12 protein-coding genes and 1 riboswitch are annotated in these 13,874 nt (G+C 64.1%); of the genes, 4 read left to right on the plus strand and 8 right to left on the minus strand.

Annotated elements, in window-relative coordinates; all coding sequences use genetic code 11:
- Positions 1–26 precede the first annotated feature (26 nt).
- Positions 27–584: a helix-turn-helix domain-containing protein gene (locus AC1RDJ_RS14215; RefSeq protein WP_493027770.1), complete on the plus strand. Its 558-nt coding sequence runs from the start codon at positions 27–29 to the stop codon at positions 582–584.
- An 8-nt stretch (positions 585–592) separates the two neighbouring features.
- On the opposite strand, the gene AC1RDJ_RS14220 is transcribed toward AC1RDJ_RS14215, so the two are convergent.
- The 4 genes from AC1RDJ_RS14220 to trpS form a co-directional block, all read right to left on the minus strand.
- Positions 593–1,324 (minus strand): class I SAM-dependent methyltransferase, encoded by a 732-nt coding sequence (locus AC1RDJ_RS14220; protein WP_493027771.1) that lies wholly within the window; start codon positions 1,322–1,324, stop codon positions 593–595.
- Complete coding sequence (locus AC1RDJ_RS14225) at positions 1,321–2,589, minus strand: voltage-gated chloride channel family protein (RefSeq protein WP_493027772.1); 1,269 nt, start codon at positions 2,587–2,589, stop codon at positions 1,321–1,323. The genes AC1RDJ_RS14220 and AC1RDJ_RS14225 overlap by 4 nt, the downstream gene beginning before the upstream one ends.
- Before the next feature lie 91 nt (positions 2,590–2,680).
- Positions 2,681–2,755, minus strand: a riboswitch (Fluoride riboswitch).
- Between the two features lie 44 nt (positions 2,756–2,799).
- Entirely contained in the window at positions 2,800–4,395 is a 1,596-nt protein-coding gene (locus tag AC1RDJ_RS14230; RefSeq protein WP_493027773.1) for a pyridoxal-dependent decarboxylase, read from the minus strand.
- Between the two features lie 131 nt (positions 4,396–4,526).
- Complete coding sequence (gene trpS / locus AC1RDJ_RS14235) at positions 4,527–5,603, minus strand: tryptophan--tRNA ligase (RefSeq protein ID WP_232250904.1); 1,077 nt, start codon at positions 5,601–5,603, stop codon at positions 4,527–4,529.
- A gap of 363 nt (positions 5,604–5,966) precedes the next feature.
- On the opposite strand from trpS, the gene AC1RDJ_RS14240 reads away from it, so the two are divergent.
- Entirely contained in the window at positions 5,967–7,871 is a 1,905-nt protein-coding gene (locus AC1RDJ_RS14240; RefSeq protein ID WP_493027774.1) for a CocE/NonD family hydrolase, read from the plus strand.
- A gap of 3 nt (positions 7,872–7,874) precedes the next feature.
- Here the strand turns inward: AC1RDJ_RS14240 and AC1RDJ_RS14245 are convergent, their stop codons facing one another.
- The 4 genes from AC1RDJ_RS14245 to AC1RDJ_RS14260 all read right to left on the minus strand — a co-directional run bounded on the left by AC1RDJ_RS14245 (position 7,875) and on the right by AC1RDJ_RS14260 (position 11,750).
- The gene (locus tag AC1RDJ_RS14245; protein WP_493027776.1) at positions 7,875–8,732 is read right to left on the minus strand and encodes an EamA family transporter; all 858 of its coding nucleotides are present in this window, start codon (positions 8,730–8,732) and stop codon (positions 7,875–7,877) included.
- A 9-nt stretch (positions 8,733–8,741) separates the two neighbouring features.
- Positions 8,742–9,563: a substrate-binding periplasmic protein gene (locus tag AC1RDJ_RS14250; RefSeq protein WP_493027777.1), complete on the minus strand. Its 822-nt coding sequence runs from the start codon at positions 9,561–9,563 to the stop codon at positions 8,742–8,744.
- A gap of 99 nt (positions 9,564–9,662) precedes the next feature.
- On the minus strand, positions 9,663–10,952 hold the full coding sequence (locus AC1RDJ_RS14255; protein WP_493027778.1) for a TCR/Tet family MFS transporter: 1,290 nt from the start codon (positions 10,950–10,952) through the stop codon (positions 9,663–9,665).
- Positions 10,953–11,090: 138 nt separating this feature from the next.
- Positions 11,091–11,750 carry an HD domain-containing protein gene (locus AC1RDJ_RS14260; protein ID WP_493027779.1) on the minus strand — a complete coding sequence of 220 codons (660 nt, stop codon included), beginning with the start codon at positions 11,748–11,750 and terminating at the stop codon, positions 11,091–11,093.
- 359 nt (positions 11,751–12,109) lie between these two features.
- Between AC1RDJ_RS14260 and AC1RDJ_RS14265 the strand changes: the two genes are divergently transcribed.
- Together AC1RDJ_RS14265 and AC1RDJ_RS14270 are read left to right on the plus strand one after the other, a co-directional pair.
- Complete coding sequence (locus AC1RDJ_RS14265; RefSeq protein WP_071324046.1) at positions 12,110–12,601, plus strand: chemotaxis protein CheW; 492 nt, start codon at positions 12,110–12,112, stop codon at positions 12,599–12,601.
- Positions 12,602–12,887: 286 nt separating this feature from the next.
- Positions 12,888–13,874: methyl-accepting chemotaxis protein (locus tag AC1RDJ_RS14270; RefSeq protein ID WP_493027780.1), on the plus strand; the 987-nt coding region annotated here is incomplete at its 3' end.

A 13,874-nucleotide genomic window follows, 5' to 3' on the forward strand; every position in this document is an offset into this window, starting at 1 on the left:
TTTCCCATCATCATAGGAGCAATATATTGCGCAGTCAAGCCGAGGCCGGTGGCGTGCTGGCACACCTGTCCAAAAATCTGCGGCGCCTGCGCCTGGCTGCCGGACTGAGCCAGGAGGAACTGGCCCGTCTGTCCGGCCTGAGCCGGCGCATGCTCAACGGCGTCGAGGCGGGCGGCACCAACATCAGCCTGGCCAACCTCGACCACGTGGCGGCCGCGCTGAACGTGGCCTTCGTCGACCTGGTCCAGCCGCCGCGGCAGCCGCATGACAGCCTGCGCGTGCTGGTGTGGCAAAGTGCATCGCAGGCGAGCCAGGCCGTGCTGCTGGGCGCGGCCCCCGCCAGCCGCCAGGTGGAGCTGTGGTCATGGACCCTGGCGCCGGGCGAGCGCTACGATGCGCAAGCCGACCCTGCCGGCTTCAGCGAAATGATCTATGTGCTGGAAGGGCAGTTGCAGCTGGAGTTGGCGGCTGGGACCAGACAGCTGGCCAGCGGCGATTTTCTGGTCTTCAGCAGCGCGCAAGCGTATGCCTACGTCAATGCGGGCGCCTCCACCTTGCGCTTTACGCGCAATGTGGCCAGCTGAGGGCGCGCTTAGCCGAGACCGCAGCCGATGAGCAGCAGCATCGGCCGCTCGCGCTCTTCCGCCAGCGCCGGCTGTTGCGTCAGCTGTTCGTCGGTGGGACCCCATTCTTCCACGTGTTCAATCTGGAAACCGGCTTGTATCAATAAATTCAGCGTCGTACCCAGCGTGCGGTGCTGCTTGACGACGCCGGGCGCCAGCCAGTCCGATACGCGCGGGCCTTGCTGCTGGTAGCTGTCGACGGGCCAACTCTTGCGGCCTTGCGCATCCGTCAGCCAGCCGGGCTGGCGCGGCGCCATGAAGATCGGATGCTCAATGGAAAACACCAGCTTGCCGCCCGGTTTCAAGCCATGGCGGATGGCGGCCAGCAAGGCGTCGAAGCGCTCGATGTAGTGGAATGCCAGCGAACTGTAGACGAGGTCGTAGCCGGCCGGCGGCAAGGCCAGTTGTTCCATATCAAGCCGGGCATAGCTGACGGCTGCGCGTTCCCCCATGGCACGCGCCTGCGCCAGCATCTTTTCCGAGACATCCACGCCCAGCACGCGCGCCGCGCCGGCGTCCAGTGCCCAGCGGCAAAACCAGCCATAGCCGCAGCCGAGGTCCAGCACCTGTTTTCCTTGCAGCTGCGGCAGCATGGCGCGCAGGGCCGGCCATTCGGGTGCGCTGTCGAGTCCGCCAACGGAGCGGGGCAGCTGGCCGTAGGCCGTGAAAAAGGCGTCGTTGTCGTAGATATTCTGTGTCATGTATCAAGCTCCTTGCTGGCTGTGCGCTTCGCATGGCCGCCCCGCTGCGCCCGGTAAATGCCCGCATGGCCGGAAAACAGGTAGGCCACGACGCAGGCGATGGCTGCGTACACGCCGATCTCCGCGCCGAACAGTTCCATGGCCATCAGGGTCGAGGCGATGGGGGTATTCGCTGCGCCGGCAAACACGGCGACAAAGCCGATGGCGGCCAGCAGGGTGACGGGCTGGTGCAGCAGCGGCCCCAGCGCATTGCCCAATGTCGCCCCGATGTAGAACAGGGGCGTCACTTCGCCGCCCTTGAAGCCGGTGCCGAGGGAAACAATGGTAAACGCCATCTTGTCGAGGAAGTCATGCGCCGGCAGCGGCCCCTTGAGCGCGTCGACGATGGTGGGAATGCCCAGGCCGATGTAGCGGTCCGTGCCCAGCAGCCACACGGCGATTGCGACGGCGAGGCCGCCCGCCAGCGGGCGCAGGGGAGGGTAGGCGACCCAGCGCTTCATCAGCCCGCTCAAGCCGTGCGTGGCTTGCGCAAACACTTTACCGGTCACGCCGAACAGCACGCCCGCGATGACCATGGCGCCCAGCGTCCAGGCCGAGATGGCGGGGACCGGCGGTACGGCGTAATGCGTGTGGGCAATGTACAAAATCGGCCCCCACAGCAGGACCACCTGGTCGGCGATGACGGCCGCGGCCAGGCAGGGCAGCATGGCTTCGTAGCGCAAGCGGCCGATGGCCAGTACTTCCAGGCCGAAGATGGCGCCCGCCAGCGGCGTGCCGAAGACGGAGGCAAAGCCGGCGCTGATGCCGGCCATCAGGATGATGCGGCGGTCTTCATTCTTCAAACGGAACAGGCGCGTCAACTGGTCGGCCAGCGCGCCGCCCATCTGCACGGCCGTGCCTTCGCGCCCGACGGAGGCGCCGAACAAATGCGAGACGACGGTGGCGCCCAGCACCAGCGGCGCCATGCGCAGCGGAATGATGTTTTTCGGATCGTGGATTTCATCGATGAGCATATTCGCGCCGCCTTCGACCTTGCTGCCGTAGCGCAAGTACAGCCAGCCGACGGCAAAGCCGGCCACGGGCAGCAGCCAGAGCAGCCAGGTTTGCGCCAGGCGCGTGCGCGTCGCCCAGTCGAGGGCGAACAGGAAAGCGGCCGACGCCGTGCCGGCCAGCACGGCCACGGCGAAGGCGATCAGCAGCCATTTAACGAGATGCAACAACAAGTCGGCGAGGGCGGCGAGGAAGGCAGGGCGGCGGGTCATCATGCGTGTCCAGTCTGGAGTCGATGGAACCTGGACAGGCGGGGGCGATGTCTGGGCGCTGGGTGCGCGCCTGCATCTTTCCGGAAGTCCAGGAAAGTCTGCAGGCATCATCAGCCCGGGGGCGGTTCACGAAGAGTTGCGTGGGAGGAATGCCATCTCCAGTCAAAATTCTAGCACTGCCGGCTGGCGCAGACTATTGATTTTTGATAATGGTCAATCCTGCAAGCCCAGTTCCGCCACCAGCGCCTGGCCGATGGCGCGCTGTTCGGCCAGGATGGCGCGCAAGTGGTGGGGGCGCGTCTTGACATTCGTCATGACCACGCGCAGCACATTGGTCGGGCCAGGGTAGCGCGTCGATTCGAGCACCGTGCGCGAGACGAAACTGTGGCCCTCCGCCTTCTGGCGGTTTTGCAGCTTGGCGTTGAGCGTGTTCAGTTGCTTGTTCAGCTCGGCGGCTGCGTCTGCCTGGCCGCCGGCCAGCAAGGCTTCCATGCGCTGGCGCAAGTGCACGGGCACGTAGCGGTAGGTCAGAATGAAGGTGTCGGAGCGCGTGACCAGCTCGAAATCCTGCTGGTCGGCCAGCAAATCCTGCAACTGGCCGGACAGGGTGGCCGCCTGCTGCAGCAGGGTCGTGTAGCCGGACACGCCCAGCACCTTGAACGAGGTCCACAGTTTCAAGGCGTCGAAGCGGCGCGAGCCTTCCAGCGAGGTCTGGCCCAGGTCGCCCGAATTGTCGCGCAGGATGTAGTTGGCATTGTGCTTGAGCAGGTTCAGGCTGGCGCTGTCCTTGAACAGCACCATGCTTTGCGCCATCGGCACCCACAGCAGCTTGTGGCCGTCGATGACGACGGAGTCGGCCAGGGCGATGCCGTCGTACAGCGGACGGTATTGCTCGGCGATCAGCAGGGCGCCGCCCCAGGCCGCGTCCACATGGAACCAGATGTTTTCTCGCGCGGCAATGGCGGCCATGGCGGCCAGCGGGTCGATGGCGCCCGTTTCCGTCGTGCCGGCGATGCCGATCATGGCGACGACCTTGATCTTGCGCAGTTTTAAATCGGCAATGGTCGCTTCCAGCGCGGCGACATCGATGCGGTTGTCGCTGTCCACGGCCACCAGGTGCAGGGCGTTTTCACCGAGTCCCAGGGTCGCCAGCGCTTTCTTCACGGAATAATGGCTGCGGGCCGAGCCGATCACGGCCAATCCCGCATGGCCGGCATCCTGCATGGCGGCAAACAGGCCGCGCTTGCGCGTGCCGGGCAACTGTTTTTCCAGCGCCACGGCCAGGGCCGTCAAATTGCCCATGGTGCCACCATTGACGACATTGCCCAGCGCGCCGCTGGTGGCGGCCATCGCCTGCGCGTAGACGCTATCGGACTGCTGGTACACCTGGCGGTGCAGCCAGCCGAGCATCTGCTTTTCGATCAGGGTCGACACATACGCCGTCTCGATCTTCACCTGGTTCTGGTTCAGGGTGGCCGTAAACGCCTCGGCCAGCACGCTGATCCAGGGCAAGGCCTGGGTCATGTGGCCGATGTATTGCGGGTGGTTCAGCTGGGCCGTATTGGCCAGCACGGTCGTATCGAGCTCTTGCAGGAAGTCCGCCACCGCCATGCCGTGCGCGGGCGGGCGCGTGTCGGCCAATTGCGTCAGCAGTTCGGCGTACGGCGTGTGCGGATACGCTTCGCTGCGTTCGGCGGCCAGCCAGCCGCCCAGCATGCGCAGCGCCTGCTGCAGGGGCGCGGGCGCCTGTTGCAGCGCATCGATGGAAAAATGCTGCTGCAGCAGTCGTTCGATAGCGGTATCGGTCATTGCGCGTTGTCTTCTCTACTGATTGCTGGTGCCACGGTGACAAATGAATTGCGCCCTGGGGGAAGCGGGATTTTACCCGACTCCGCCAAGGCGCATCAGTTTGCTATTGCTATTTGTTAATGAGAAGCAGCTTAGAAGTAATTCAGACCCAGCGCCGACTTGACTTCATCGGCCGTGCGGGCCGCCACTTCGCGGGCCTTGAAGGTGCCTTCCTTCAGCATCTGGATGACTTGTCCCTTGTCCTTGGCGAATTCCTCGCGGCGCGCGCGGATCGGCGCCAGCAGTTCCTGCAAGACCACATCCAGGCGTTTCTTGACGATGCTGTCGCCCAGGCCGCCGCGCACGTAATGGGCCTTCATCTCGGCCAGCGCCGCTTTTTCCGGGTCGAAGGCATCCAGATAGGTAAACGCGATATTGCCTTCCAGGTGGCCCGGGTCTTCCACGCGCAGGTGCAGCGGGTCGGTATAGACTTTTTTCACGGCGGCCGTGATTTCGGCCGAGGTCGCGCCCAGGTTGATGGTGTTGCCCAGCGACTTGCTCATTTTCGCCTTGCCGTCGATGCCGGGCAGGCGGCCGATGTCCGGCACCAGCGCCTTGCATTCCATCAGCACTTCGCGGTTGTACATGCGGTTGAAGCGGCGCACGATTTCATTCGTCTGCTCGATCATCGGAATCTGGTCTTCGCCCACGGGCACCACGCCCGCCTTGAAGGCCGTGATGTCGGCCGCCTGGCTGGCCGGATAGGTCAAAAAGCCGGCCGGGATGTCGCGCTCGAAGCCGCGCAAACGGATCTCTTCCTTGACGGTAGGGTTGCGCTCGAGGCGTGCCACGGTGACGATGTTCAGGTAATAAAAGGTCAGCTCGGCCAGTTCCGGGATCTGCGACTGGATGAAGACCGTGGTTTTCGTCGGGTCGATGCCGACGGCCAGGTAGTCGAGCGCCACTTCGACGACGTTGCGGTGCACCTTGTCGATGTCGTCCATATTGTCCGTCAGCGCCTGCGCGTCGGCCAGCATGATGAATTGCTTGTAACTGTTCTGGTAGGCAACGCGGTCGCGCAGGCTGCCCACGAAATGGCCCAGGTGCAAGGGGCCGGTAGGACGGTCGCCCGTCAGGATCACGGATTGCGAAGCGATGGCGGCGGCCGACAGCGGCGCGGCAGGGGTATTCTCGGTGTCTGGGGTAGCGGGGGTATTAGGCAAGCTCATCAAGTTTCCTTTCGAGCCGCCTGCATCGGGGATGATCCAGGCTCCAGCCTGTTACGCCACCGATCGAGGCGGCGTTGATCATAAATCACATCACTATGCAGTGGCCGCGCGGAGTGAGCGGGACCACCAATTCAAGCGGGCGTGTTGTGAATGAATAAATTTCATGGCGTTATGGTTGCAGTTCGGACGCGTTCTGTCAAGTTGCGGTCCGATTTATCTGCTGCGCCGCGTCAGAAGCTTGCCTTCTGCTGGCCTTGCTTTCCGGGTACTATTGCCATTCGGCCACTTTTACGTGGCAAGAACCCATTGGAGAACAGTATGCGCGTTGCGTCCCCCGTCCGGCTCACCGGTCTGGCCTTGGCTTTGAGTACCACCTTGAATTCCGTGTTTGCCGCCCCCGTGCTGGCGCAAACGCCGCCGATGGCGCCCGATATCGGCGCCAAGCTGGTGATGCCGGATCTGAATGATTACGTCAAGCGCGTGGTGATGGTGCCCATGCGCGACGGCGTCAAGCTGTACACGGTGATCGTCGTGCCGAAAGGCGCGCAAAAAGCGCCGATCATGCTCACGCGCACGCCGTACAACGCGGCACGCCGGGCCCAGCGCGCCGCCAGCCCCAGCATGCTGGCCACCTTGCCGCAGGGCGACGACACCCTGGTGGAAAACGGCTATATCCGCGTGTTCCAGGACGTGCGCGGCAAGTACGGCTCCGAAGGCGATTACGTGATGACGCGTCCCGTGCGCGGCCCGCTGAACAATACCAAGGTCGACAATGTCACCGATGCGTGGGACACCATCGACTGGCTCGTGAAAAACGTGCCGGAAACGAATGGCAAGGTGGGCATGCTGGGCTCTTCCTACGAGGGCCACACGGTGCTGATGGCCCTGGTCGACCCGCATCCCGCGCTGAAGGTGGCCATCCCCATGAGCGCCATGGTCGATGGCTGGCGCGGCGACGACTGGTTCCACAACGGCGCCTTCCGCATGCCGAGCCTGTCGTACATCGCGGGCCAGACCAGCGTGCGCGGCGGCGGCGAATCGCCGGCCCTCGGCGTGTATGACGATTACGACGCCTACCTGCGCATCGGCTCGGCCGGCGACTACGCGAAGAAGTTCGGCATCGACAAGCTGACGTACACGAAAAAGCTGTTCGAACACCCTGCCTATGACAGCTACTGGCAGGAACAGGCGCTCGACAAGATCCTCGCCAAGCGTCCGCTGATCGTGCCCACCATGCACGTGGTGGGGCAATGGGACCAGGAAGACATCTATGGCCCGTACGCCACCTACTCGGCGATGGAAGGGCGCGACAAGCGCAACAACCTCAATTACCTGGCCATCGGCCCGTGGCGCCACAGCGGCGTCAATTATGAAGGCTCGAGCCTGGGCGCCTTGAAGTTCGACGGCGACACGGCGCGTCAGTTCCGCGCCAAAGTCATGCAGCCATTCCTCAACCAATACCTGAAGGATGGCGCGCCGGACGCGAACACGGCGCCCGTGGTGTCGTACCAGAGCGGCACGAACCAGTGGCAGCGCCTGCAGCAGTGGCCGCTGGCGTGCGAGACGTGCGACACCAAGCTGACGCCGATCTATCTGCAGGATGGCTACAAGCTGGGCTTTGCGACGCCATCGGGCGCCGCGGATGCGGCTGAAGGCGCCTTCGATGAATACGTGGCCGATCCCGCCAAGCCCGTGCCCTTCGTGCCCCGTCCCGTGCGCCTGAACGATGGCGACGTGTGGAAGCCATGGCTGGTCAGCGACCAGCGCGGCTATGCCGACCGCACGGATGTGCTCAGCTATGTTTCCGAGCCCTTGAAAACAGCCGTGCGCATCGCCGGCGCACCGATGGTCAACCTGTTTGCCGCCACCAGCGGCACGGATGCCGACTGGGTGGTGAAACTGATCGACGTGTATCCGGACGAAGTGCCGTCGCAGCCGGCCATGGGCGGCTACCAGCTGGGCGTGGCGATGGATATCTTCCGCGGGCGCTACCGCGACAGCTTCGAGCACCCGACGCCGATACCTGCGGGCAAGGTCGAGCGCTACCGCTTCGCCTTGCCGAACGCGAATCACGTCTTCCTGCCCGGCCACCGCATCGCCGTGCAAATACAGTCGAGCTGGTTCCCGCTGTATGACCGCAACCCGCAAAACTACGTGCCGAACATCTTCCTGGCCGACCCGGGCCATTATAGGAAGGCCACGCAGCGCGTATACCACGCGGCAGGGGCGGCCAGCGCCATCGAGTTGCCGATCGCGCCGAACGAGTAAGCCTTAGCCTGCGCGCATCAGCACGGCGCCCGCCGCGATCAGGCCGATGGCCAGGTAGCGGCGGGGGCTGATTTTTTCGCGCAGGAACAGGGCCGCGATGGCGATGGCGAACAAAATCGACGTTTCGCGCAGGGCGGCGATGGCGGCCACGGGCGCCTGCGTCATGGCCCACAGGGCCAGGCCATACGAGGCCAGGGTGCCGAAGCCGCCGAACGCGGCCAGATGCCATTGCGTTTGCGCATACGCCAGCAGGTCGGCCGGGCGGCGCACCGCCGTCCACAGCAAGAGTCCGGCGCCGTTCAAGACAAAAATCCACATGGTATAGGCGGCCGGCGCGCCGGACAGGCGCACGCCGATGCCGTCGATCAGCGTGTAGCTGGCGATGACGCAGGCATTGCCCAGTGCAAAGGCCGTGGCGCGCCCCGTGTTTTTCGGCATGCCGCCGATGGCGGGCGTGCGCGAGGCAACATACAGGGCGAAGATGCCGGCGCAGATGCAGCCGACGGCGCCCATCTGCGTGAAGGACAGGCGTTCGCCGATCAGGGGCCAGCTGGCCAGCGCGACGATCAGCGGCGCGCTGCCGCGCATCAGGGGGTAGGCGTGGCTCATGTCGCCCGCCTTGTAGGCGGCCGCCAGCAGCGAATAATAGGCCAGCTGGGCCACGGCCGAGGCAGCCAGGTAGGGCCAGCTGGCGGGCGCGGGAGCAGCGACGAATGGCAGGACCGCCAGCGAAATCAGGGCCGCGCCGACGGAGACCAGCACCGTGCTGAGGAAGGTATCCTTGCCCGACTTGACGATGGCGTTCCAGCTGGCGTGCAGCAGGGCGGCAAACAGGACGACGGCGACGACCAAACCCGACATGCGAGGGCCCTAGCGGGGACGTATGCTCAGCGACAAGAGTTCCTGCCGGTGATGGCGCTGGAAGCCATCCATCAGCGTGCCCGAGCGGCCCGCCTTTTCCAGCAGTTCGCGCAGGGTGGCCTGGTCATCGGCCGTCAAGGTCTTGCGCGACAGATAGACGCCGCTCATGCCCCAGGGCAGCTCGGGCAGCGCTTCCAGGCGCAGGCGGTCCGCCAGGCCGTACACGCGCGCATCGTTTTGCGCCACGCCGGCGAGGATGGTGGGACTCATGATGGTGGCGTCGATGAAGCCGCTTTGCATCAGGCGTGCCACGGACAGCGCGTCGACCTCGTAGAACAGGCGGCCCTGGCTGGAGAGTTCCTTGGCCAGCGCCTGGTACGGCGTGCCATAGTCGTAGCCGCGCACGAGCGCCACGCGCAATTCGCGCCGCTCCATCAATTCCTGCATGGTGCTGATGGGCGCGCGCGCGCCTTGCAGCGAAATGAGCAGGGGCCGGTTGCCCATCAGGGGGATGAACAGGCCGTGCTGGTCGCGCCGCGGCGTGCTGCTGGCGGGGATCAGCATGTCCGCCTTGCCCGTCTCGAACATCGCTTCCAGGCGCGCGCGGGGCACGGCCGTGAAGATGAAATGGCAGCCCACCTTGGCGCCCATGCTGCGCAGCATGTCGGGGTAGATGCCGCCGATGCTGGCGCCATTGATCACGACGCTGGCGCCGATGGCCGCCACGGGCACCTGGATGTCGCGCGAGCATTGCGCGCCAGCCAGGGATGGCAGCGCCAGCGCCAGCATGGCCACGGTTCGGCGCCAGGCGCTGGAATAAAAGTCAGTCATACCCATCCTTGCTCACCATCGAATGCCGGACGTCGGTAACGCGCGGCTGATTCCCCATTCTCGCCTATTTATTTCTCAAATGCAATATTATCCTGCTGACTACTTTGTGGTGGAAACCGCAAGTCGCGTCTGGCGCTGCGCCTTGAAGTAGCGCCAGGCCACGACGATGCCCCCGGTTTGCATGATGGCGCACAGGTAGAAGGTGCTGCCGATGCGCCAGTCCTGCGCCGGCAGGTGGCTCACTTCGCCGAGGATCATGCTGCCCAGCAAAGGCATGATGATGATGGCCAGGCTGCTGATCGATTGCAGGGAGCCCATCAATTCTCCCTGTTCGCCGGCGTTGGATGACTTCGAGATGATGCCTTGCAGGGCCGGGCCGGCGGCAAAGGCCAGCAGATTGCACAGGATCAGCGCATACATCATCCAGCCCTGCGTGGCCAGGCCATACAGCAGATAGGTGAGGGCGCCCGACGCCATGCCCAGCAGCGACAGGCGCACTTCGCCAAAGCGCTTGATGAGGATGCCCAGCAGGCCCGCCTGCACCACGGCCGCGCACAGTCCCACGCAGAACAGGGCGATGCCGTTCTGGCGCGGCGTCCAGTCGAAGCGGAAGTGCGTGTACAGCACCCACGTCGTGTTGAGCATCATCTGCGCAAACGTCATCAGGCCGAAAGCCACCACGAGGCCGCGGATTTCCACGCGGCGCGCCAGCTTCAGCAGGGCCGCGAACGGGTTGATGCGGGCCAGGGTGAACGGCGCGCGCGGCCCCGGTCCCCGTGCCAGCGATTCGGGCACCATGAAGTAGCCATAGATGAAATTGGCTGCCGACAGGCCCGCCGCCACGTAGAACGGCAGGTGCAGATTGATTTCGCCCAGCAGGCCACCGAGCATGGGGCCGCAGATGAAGCCCAGGCCGAAGGCGGCGCCGATCTTGCCGAAGCTCTTGGCGCGGTTGTCCGGCGTGGAGACGTCGGATGCATACGCGGCCGCGACGGACATGCTGGCCGACGAGACGCCGCCGATGACGCGGCCGATGAACAGGCAGGCCAGGTTGGGCGCCCAGCCCGTGGTGAGGAAATTGACGCTCATGCCCGCCATCGAATACAGCAGTACGGGGCGGCGCCCCACGCGGTCGCTGATGGCGCCCAGCATGGGCATGAAGATGAATTGCAGCAAGCCGAAGACGGCCGCCATGATGCCGTACCAGAACGCCTGCGCATCCTTGCCGTCGACAAAGTCGCCGATCAGGATGGGCAGCACGGGCACCACCAGGCCGATGCCCAGCATGTCGATGAAGACGCAGACGAGGATGAAATTGAGGTTGCCGGCACGTACTGGCGCGGCGGGGGAAGACGTGGAATGGCTGTCGGGGCTGGTTTTATCGGACATGCATGCTTTCGGCGCACACCCCGCGCAGCCGTGCGGCCAGCGGGGTTCAGTTGTTGGCGTTGCGCCGACGCGGTGCTGCGGTGGCGCGATAGCTGAGCCTTATATTATAGACAGCATGCGCGATGCTGGCTATCGCCATCAAGCCGGACCGGAAGCGGCGCCCCATTCGGCGGCAAAGGTGGCGCGGAAATCCGTCAGCACGGCCAGGCGCCGTTCGGCCAGGGCGCGGCCCGCCGCCGTCTGCATCTTGCCGGGCAGCTTGTCCAGCTTGGTGACGATATGGTCGAGCGCATATGCCTTGTCGTCAAGCTCGCGATGCTGCGCCAGCGGGTCCGCGCCATGCGCCAGCGCGCTGTCCATGCGCGCCGCCGTATAGAACAGGCGCGCCAGCCCCACGGCGCCGAGCGCATCGATGCGGTCGGCATCCTGCACGATTTGCGCTTCGATGGTGTGCGGCGGCAGATTGGCGGAAAAGCTGTGCGTTTCGATGGCGTGGCCGACGGCAGCGAGTTTATCCGCCGGGAAATCGAGTTCCGCCAGCTGGCGGCAGGCCAGCGCGGCCGCCTGGCGCGACGCCAGGTGGCGCTCGTGATGGTTTTTCGGCAGGTTGACCAGGTCGTGCAGATAGCAGGCGGCCAAGACCACGAGCGCATCGGCGTCGGCATGCTCCGGCAGCAGGAGTTCGGCATTGCGCCAGACGCGGTGCAGGTGGTTGATGTCGTGGGCGCTGTCGTCGCCGAGGCCGGCCGTGGCCAGCGCCAGCAGGCGCGGCTGCCATTGGGAAAGCAAGGTATGCATGGTTCAGACTTCTAAAAGACAAGGGAGGTAAAGGCCGCAGTGTGGCATAAAACGGCGGGCCGGGCAGTACCGGCGCCTGTGCCGGCGATCCGATGGGGGCCGCGCAGCGTGCCGTTTTTGCCACGTAATTTCCTCTTTGGCAATGAAGCCCGCCGCCAGACGCTCTTTTTTAGTGCATGTAAAATTTACATGGGGTAACATTGCCGCACGGAAATTAGAAGCATAAGCTAATTGCAGGAAAGTATTTGCAAAAACATATAAGTCGGAGCCATTCCTTGCGGATGGCTCTTGTCACGTCAACGGCATGCATGCAGCGTGCCGTGGCCTGCGCCCCCGGGCGATTTAACTAAAGGATTATCATGAGCACCACTTCCAGCGAATCTGGCGCGGCCGTTGCCAAGGCTGCCGAATACCTGGCTTTTACCCTGGGCCAGGAAGAGTACGGCATCGACATCCAGAAAGTCAGCGAAATCCGCAGCTATGAAACGCCGACGCGCATCGCCAACGCCCCCGAGTTCGTCAAGGGCGTGGTCAACCTGCGCGGCATCATCGTGCCGATCGTCGACATGCGCATCAAGTTCAACCTGGGCACGCCCAGCTACGACCAGTTCACCGTCGTCATCATCCTCAATATCGGCAACCGCGTGGTGGGCATGGTGGTCGACCGCGTCTCCGACGTCACCACCTTGCTGCCCGAACAAATCAAGCCGGCGCCGGACATGGGCCGTTCGATCAACACGGAATACGTGATCGGCCTGGGCACCATCGACGAGCGCATGCTGATTCTGGTCGATATCGACCAGCTGATGTCCAGCGCCGACATGGGTCTGATCGAGAAACTGGCCGCCTAGGCCGCCAGGAAAAGTCCAGGACGGCGTTGCATTGCCCTCGACAAGTCCTGACACCCCGGTGCCAGGAGGGTTTTTTGAGAAACAATTGACCCTAAGCATTGTTTGCTTTTTCTGCAAGGCGCACGCTAGCGCATTTCCTGGCGCACGGTTCAGCCGAACCGTGCGCCAGTTTCACTTCAGTTTCACTTTTTATGCCGATTCGCTATGGCGGCCAGCCAGCGCCCGCTCTTGAGCGGGATCGCCAGCCTGTTGCCACGCTGGCCTTGGGGCTTTTTAGGATAGTTACATGAATGTATTACGCAACGTCAGCATCGGTGTCCGGCTCGGACTCGGTTTTGCCGTGATTTTGCTGTTTTCCATGCTTATTACCGGCATCAGCGTGTGGCGCTTGCATGACGTGGCCACGGCCACGCGCACCATGATGGAGCAGCCGCTGGCCAAGGAACGTTATATTTCCGACTGGTATGGCCGCATCGACAGCGCCGTGCGCCGCACGATCGCCATCGCCCGCAGCAGCGACACCTCGCTCAGCGGCTATTTCGCCGAGGAATCGAAAGTCTCGTCGGCCAGCTCGGCCGAGCTGCAAAAGAAGATCGAGGCATTGATCGACAAGCCGGAGGAAAAGGCCATGTTCGCGGGCTTGCTGGAGCAGCGCAAGGTGTATATCGGTTCGCGCGACCAGGTCTACAAGCTGAAGGGCGAATCACAGGTCGAGGCCGCCAACGATGTGTTTGAAAAAGCCTTCGTGCCGGCCGCCGCCAAGTACCAGAAGATGGTGCTGGACTTGCTGGAGCACCAGCGCGCCAGCATCGACGCCACGGCGCGCGATATCGATGAAGTGGCCAAGACCAGCCGCAACCTGCTGCTGGTGCTGGCGGCCTTGGCGCTGGGCTTTGGCGTTGTGTGCGCCTGGTTGTTGACGATGGGCATCGTGCGCCCGCTGCGCACGGCCGTGGACGTGGCGCGCAAGGTGGCCGATGGCGACCTGACGGCGCAGATCGACGCCAGCGCCAAGGATGAAACCGGGCAACTGCTGCTGGCCCTGAAAGACATGAACACGAGCTTGCTGACCATCGTCAGCGAAGTACGCAGCGGCACGGACAGCATCGCCACCTCGTCGACGCAAATTGCCGCCGGCAACCAGGACCTGTCGAGCCGCACGGAAGAGCAGGCCGGTTCGCTGGAAGAGACGGCTTCGTCGATGGAAGAGCTGACCAGCACCGTGAAGCAGAACGCGGACAATGCGCGCCAGGCGAATCAACTGGCGGCGTCG

This window comes from Janthinobacterium sp. GW822-FHT07H10, assembly GCF_058798675.1.

Excerpts from the sequence above, each read along its gene's own strand:
- AC1RDJ_RS14230 (WP_493027773.1), bottom strand. The coding sequence starts at position 4,395 with ATGACCGATACCGCTATCGAACGACTGCTGCAGCAGCATTTTTCCATC.
- AC1RDJ_RS14260 (WP_493027779.1), bottom strand. The coding sequence starts at position 11,750 with ATGCATACCTTGCTTTCCCAATGGCAGCCGCGCCTGCTGGCGCTGGCC.
- AC1RDJ_RS14265 (WP_071324046.1), top strand. The coding sequence starts at position 12,110 with ATGAGCACCACTTCCAGCGAATCTGGCGCGGCCGTTGCCAAGGCTGCC.
- trpS (WP_232250904.1), bottom strand. The coding sequence starts at position 5,603 with ATGAGCTTGCCTAATACCCCCGCTACCCCAGACACCGAGAATACCCCT.
- AC1RDJ_RS14225 (WP_493027772.1), bottom strand. The coding sequence starts at position 2,589 with ATGATGACCCGCCGCCCTGCCTTCCTCGCCGCCCTCGCCGACTTGTTG.
- AC1RDJ_RS14250 (WP_493027777.1), bottom strand. The coding sequence starts at position 9,563 with ATGACTGACTTTTATTCCAGCGCCTGGCGCCGAACCGTGGCCATGCTG.
- AC1RDJ_RS14220 (WP_493027771.1), bottom strand. The coding sequence starts at position 1,324 with ATGACACAGAATATCTACGACAACGACGCCTTTTTCACGGCCTACGGC.
- AC1RDJ_RS14245 (WP_493027776.1), bottom strand. The coding sequence starts at position 8,732 with ATGTCGGGTTTGGTCGTCGCCGTCGTCCTGTTTGCCGCCCTGCTGCAC.
- AC1RDJ_RS14255 (WP_493027778.1), bottom strand. The coding sequence starts at position 10,952 with ATGTCCGATAAAACCAGCCCCGACAGCCATTCCACGTCTTCCCCCGCC.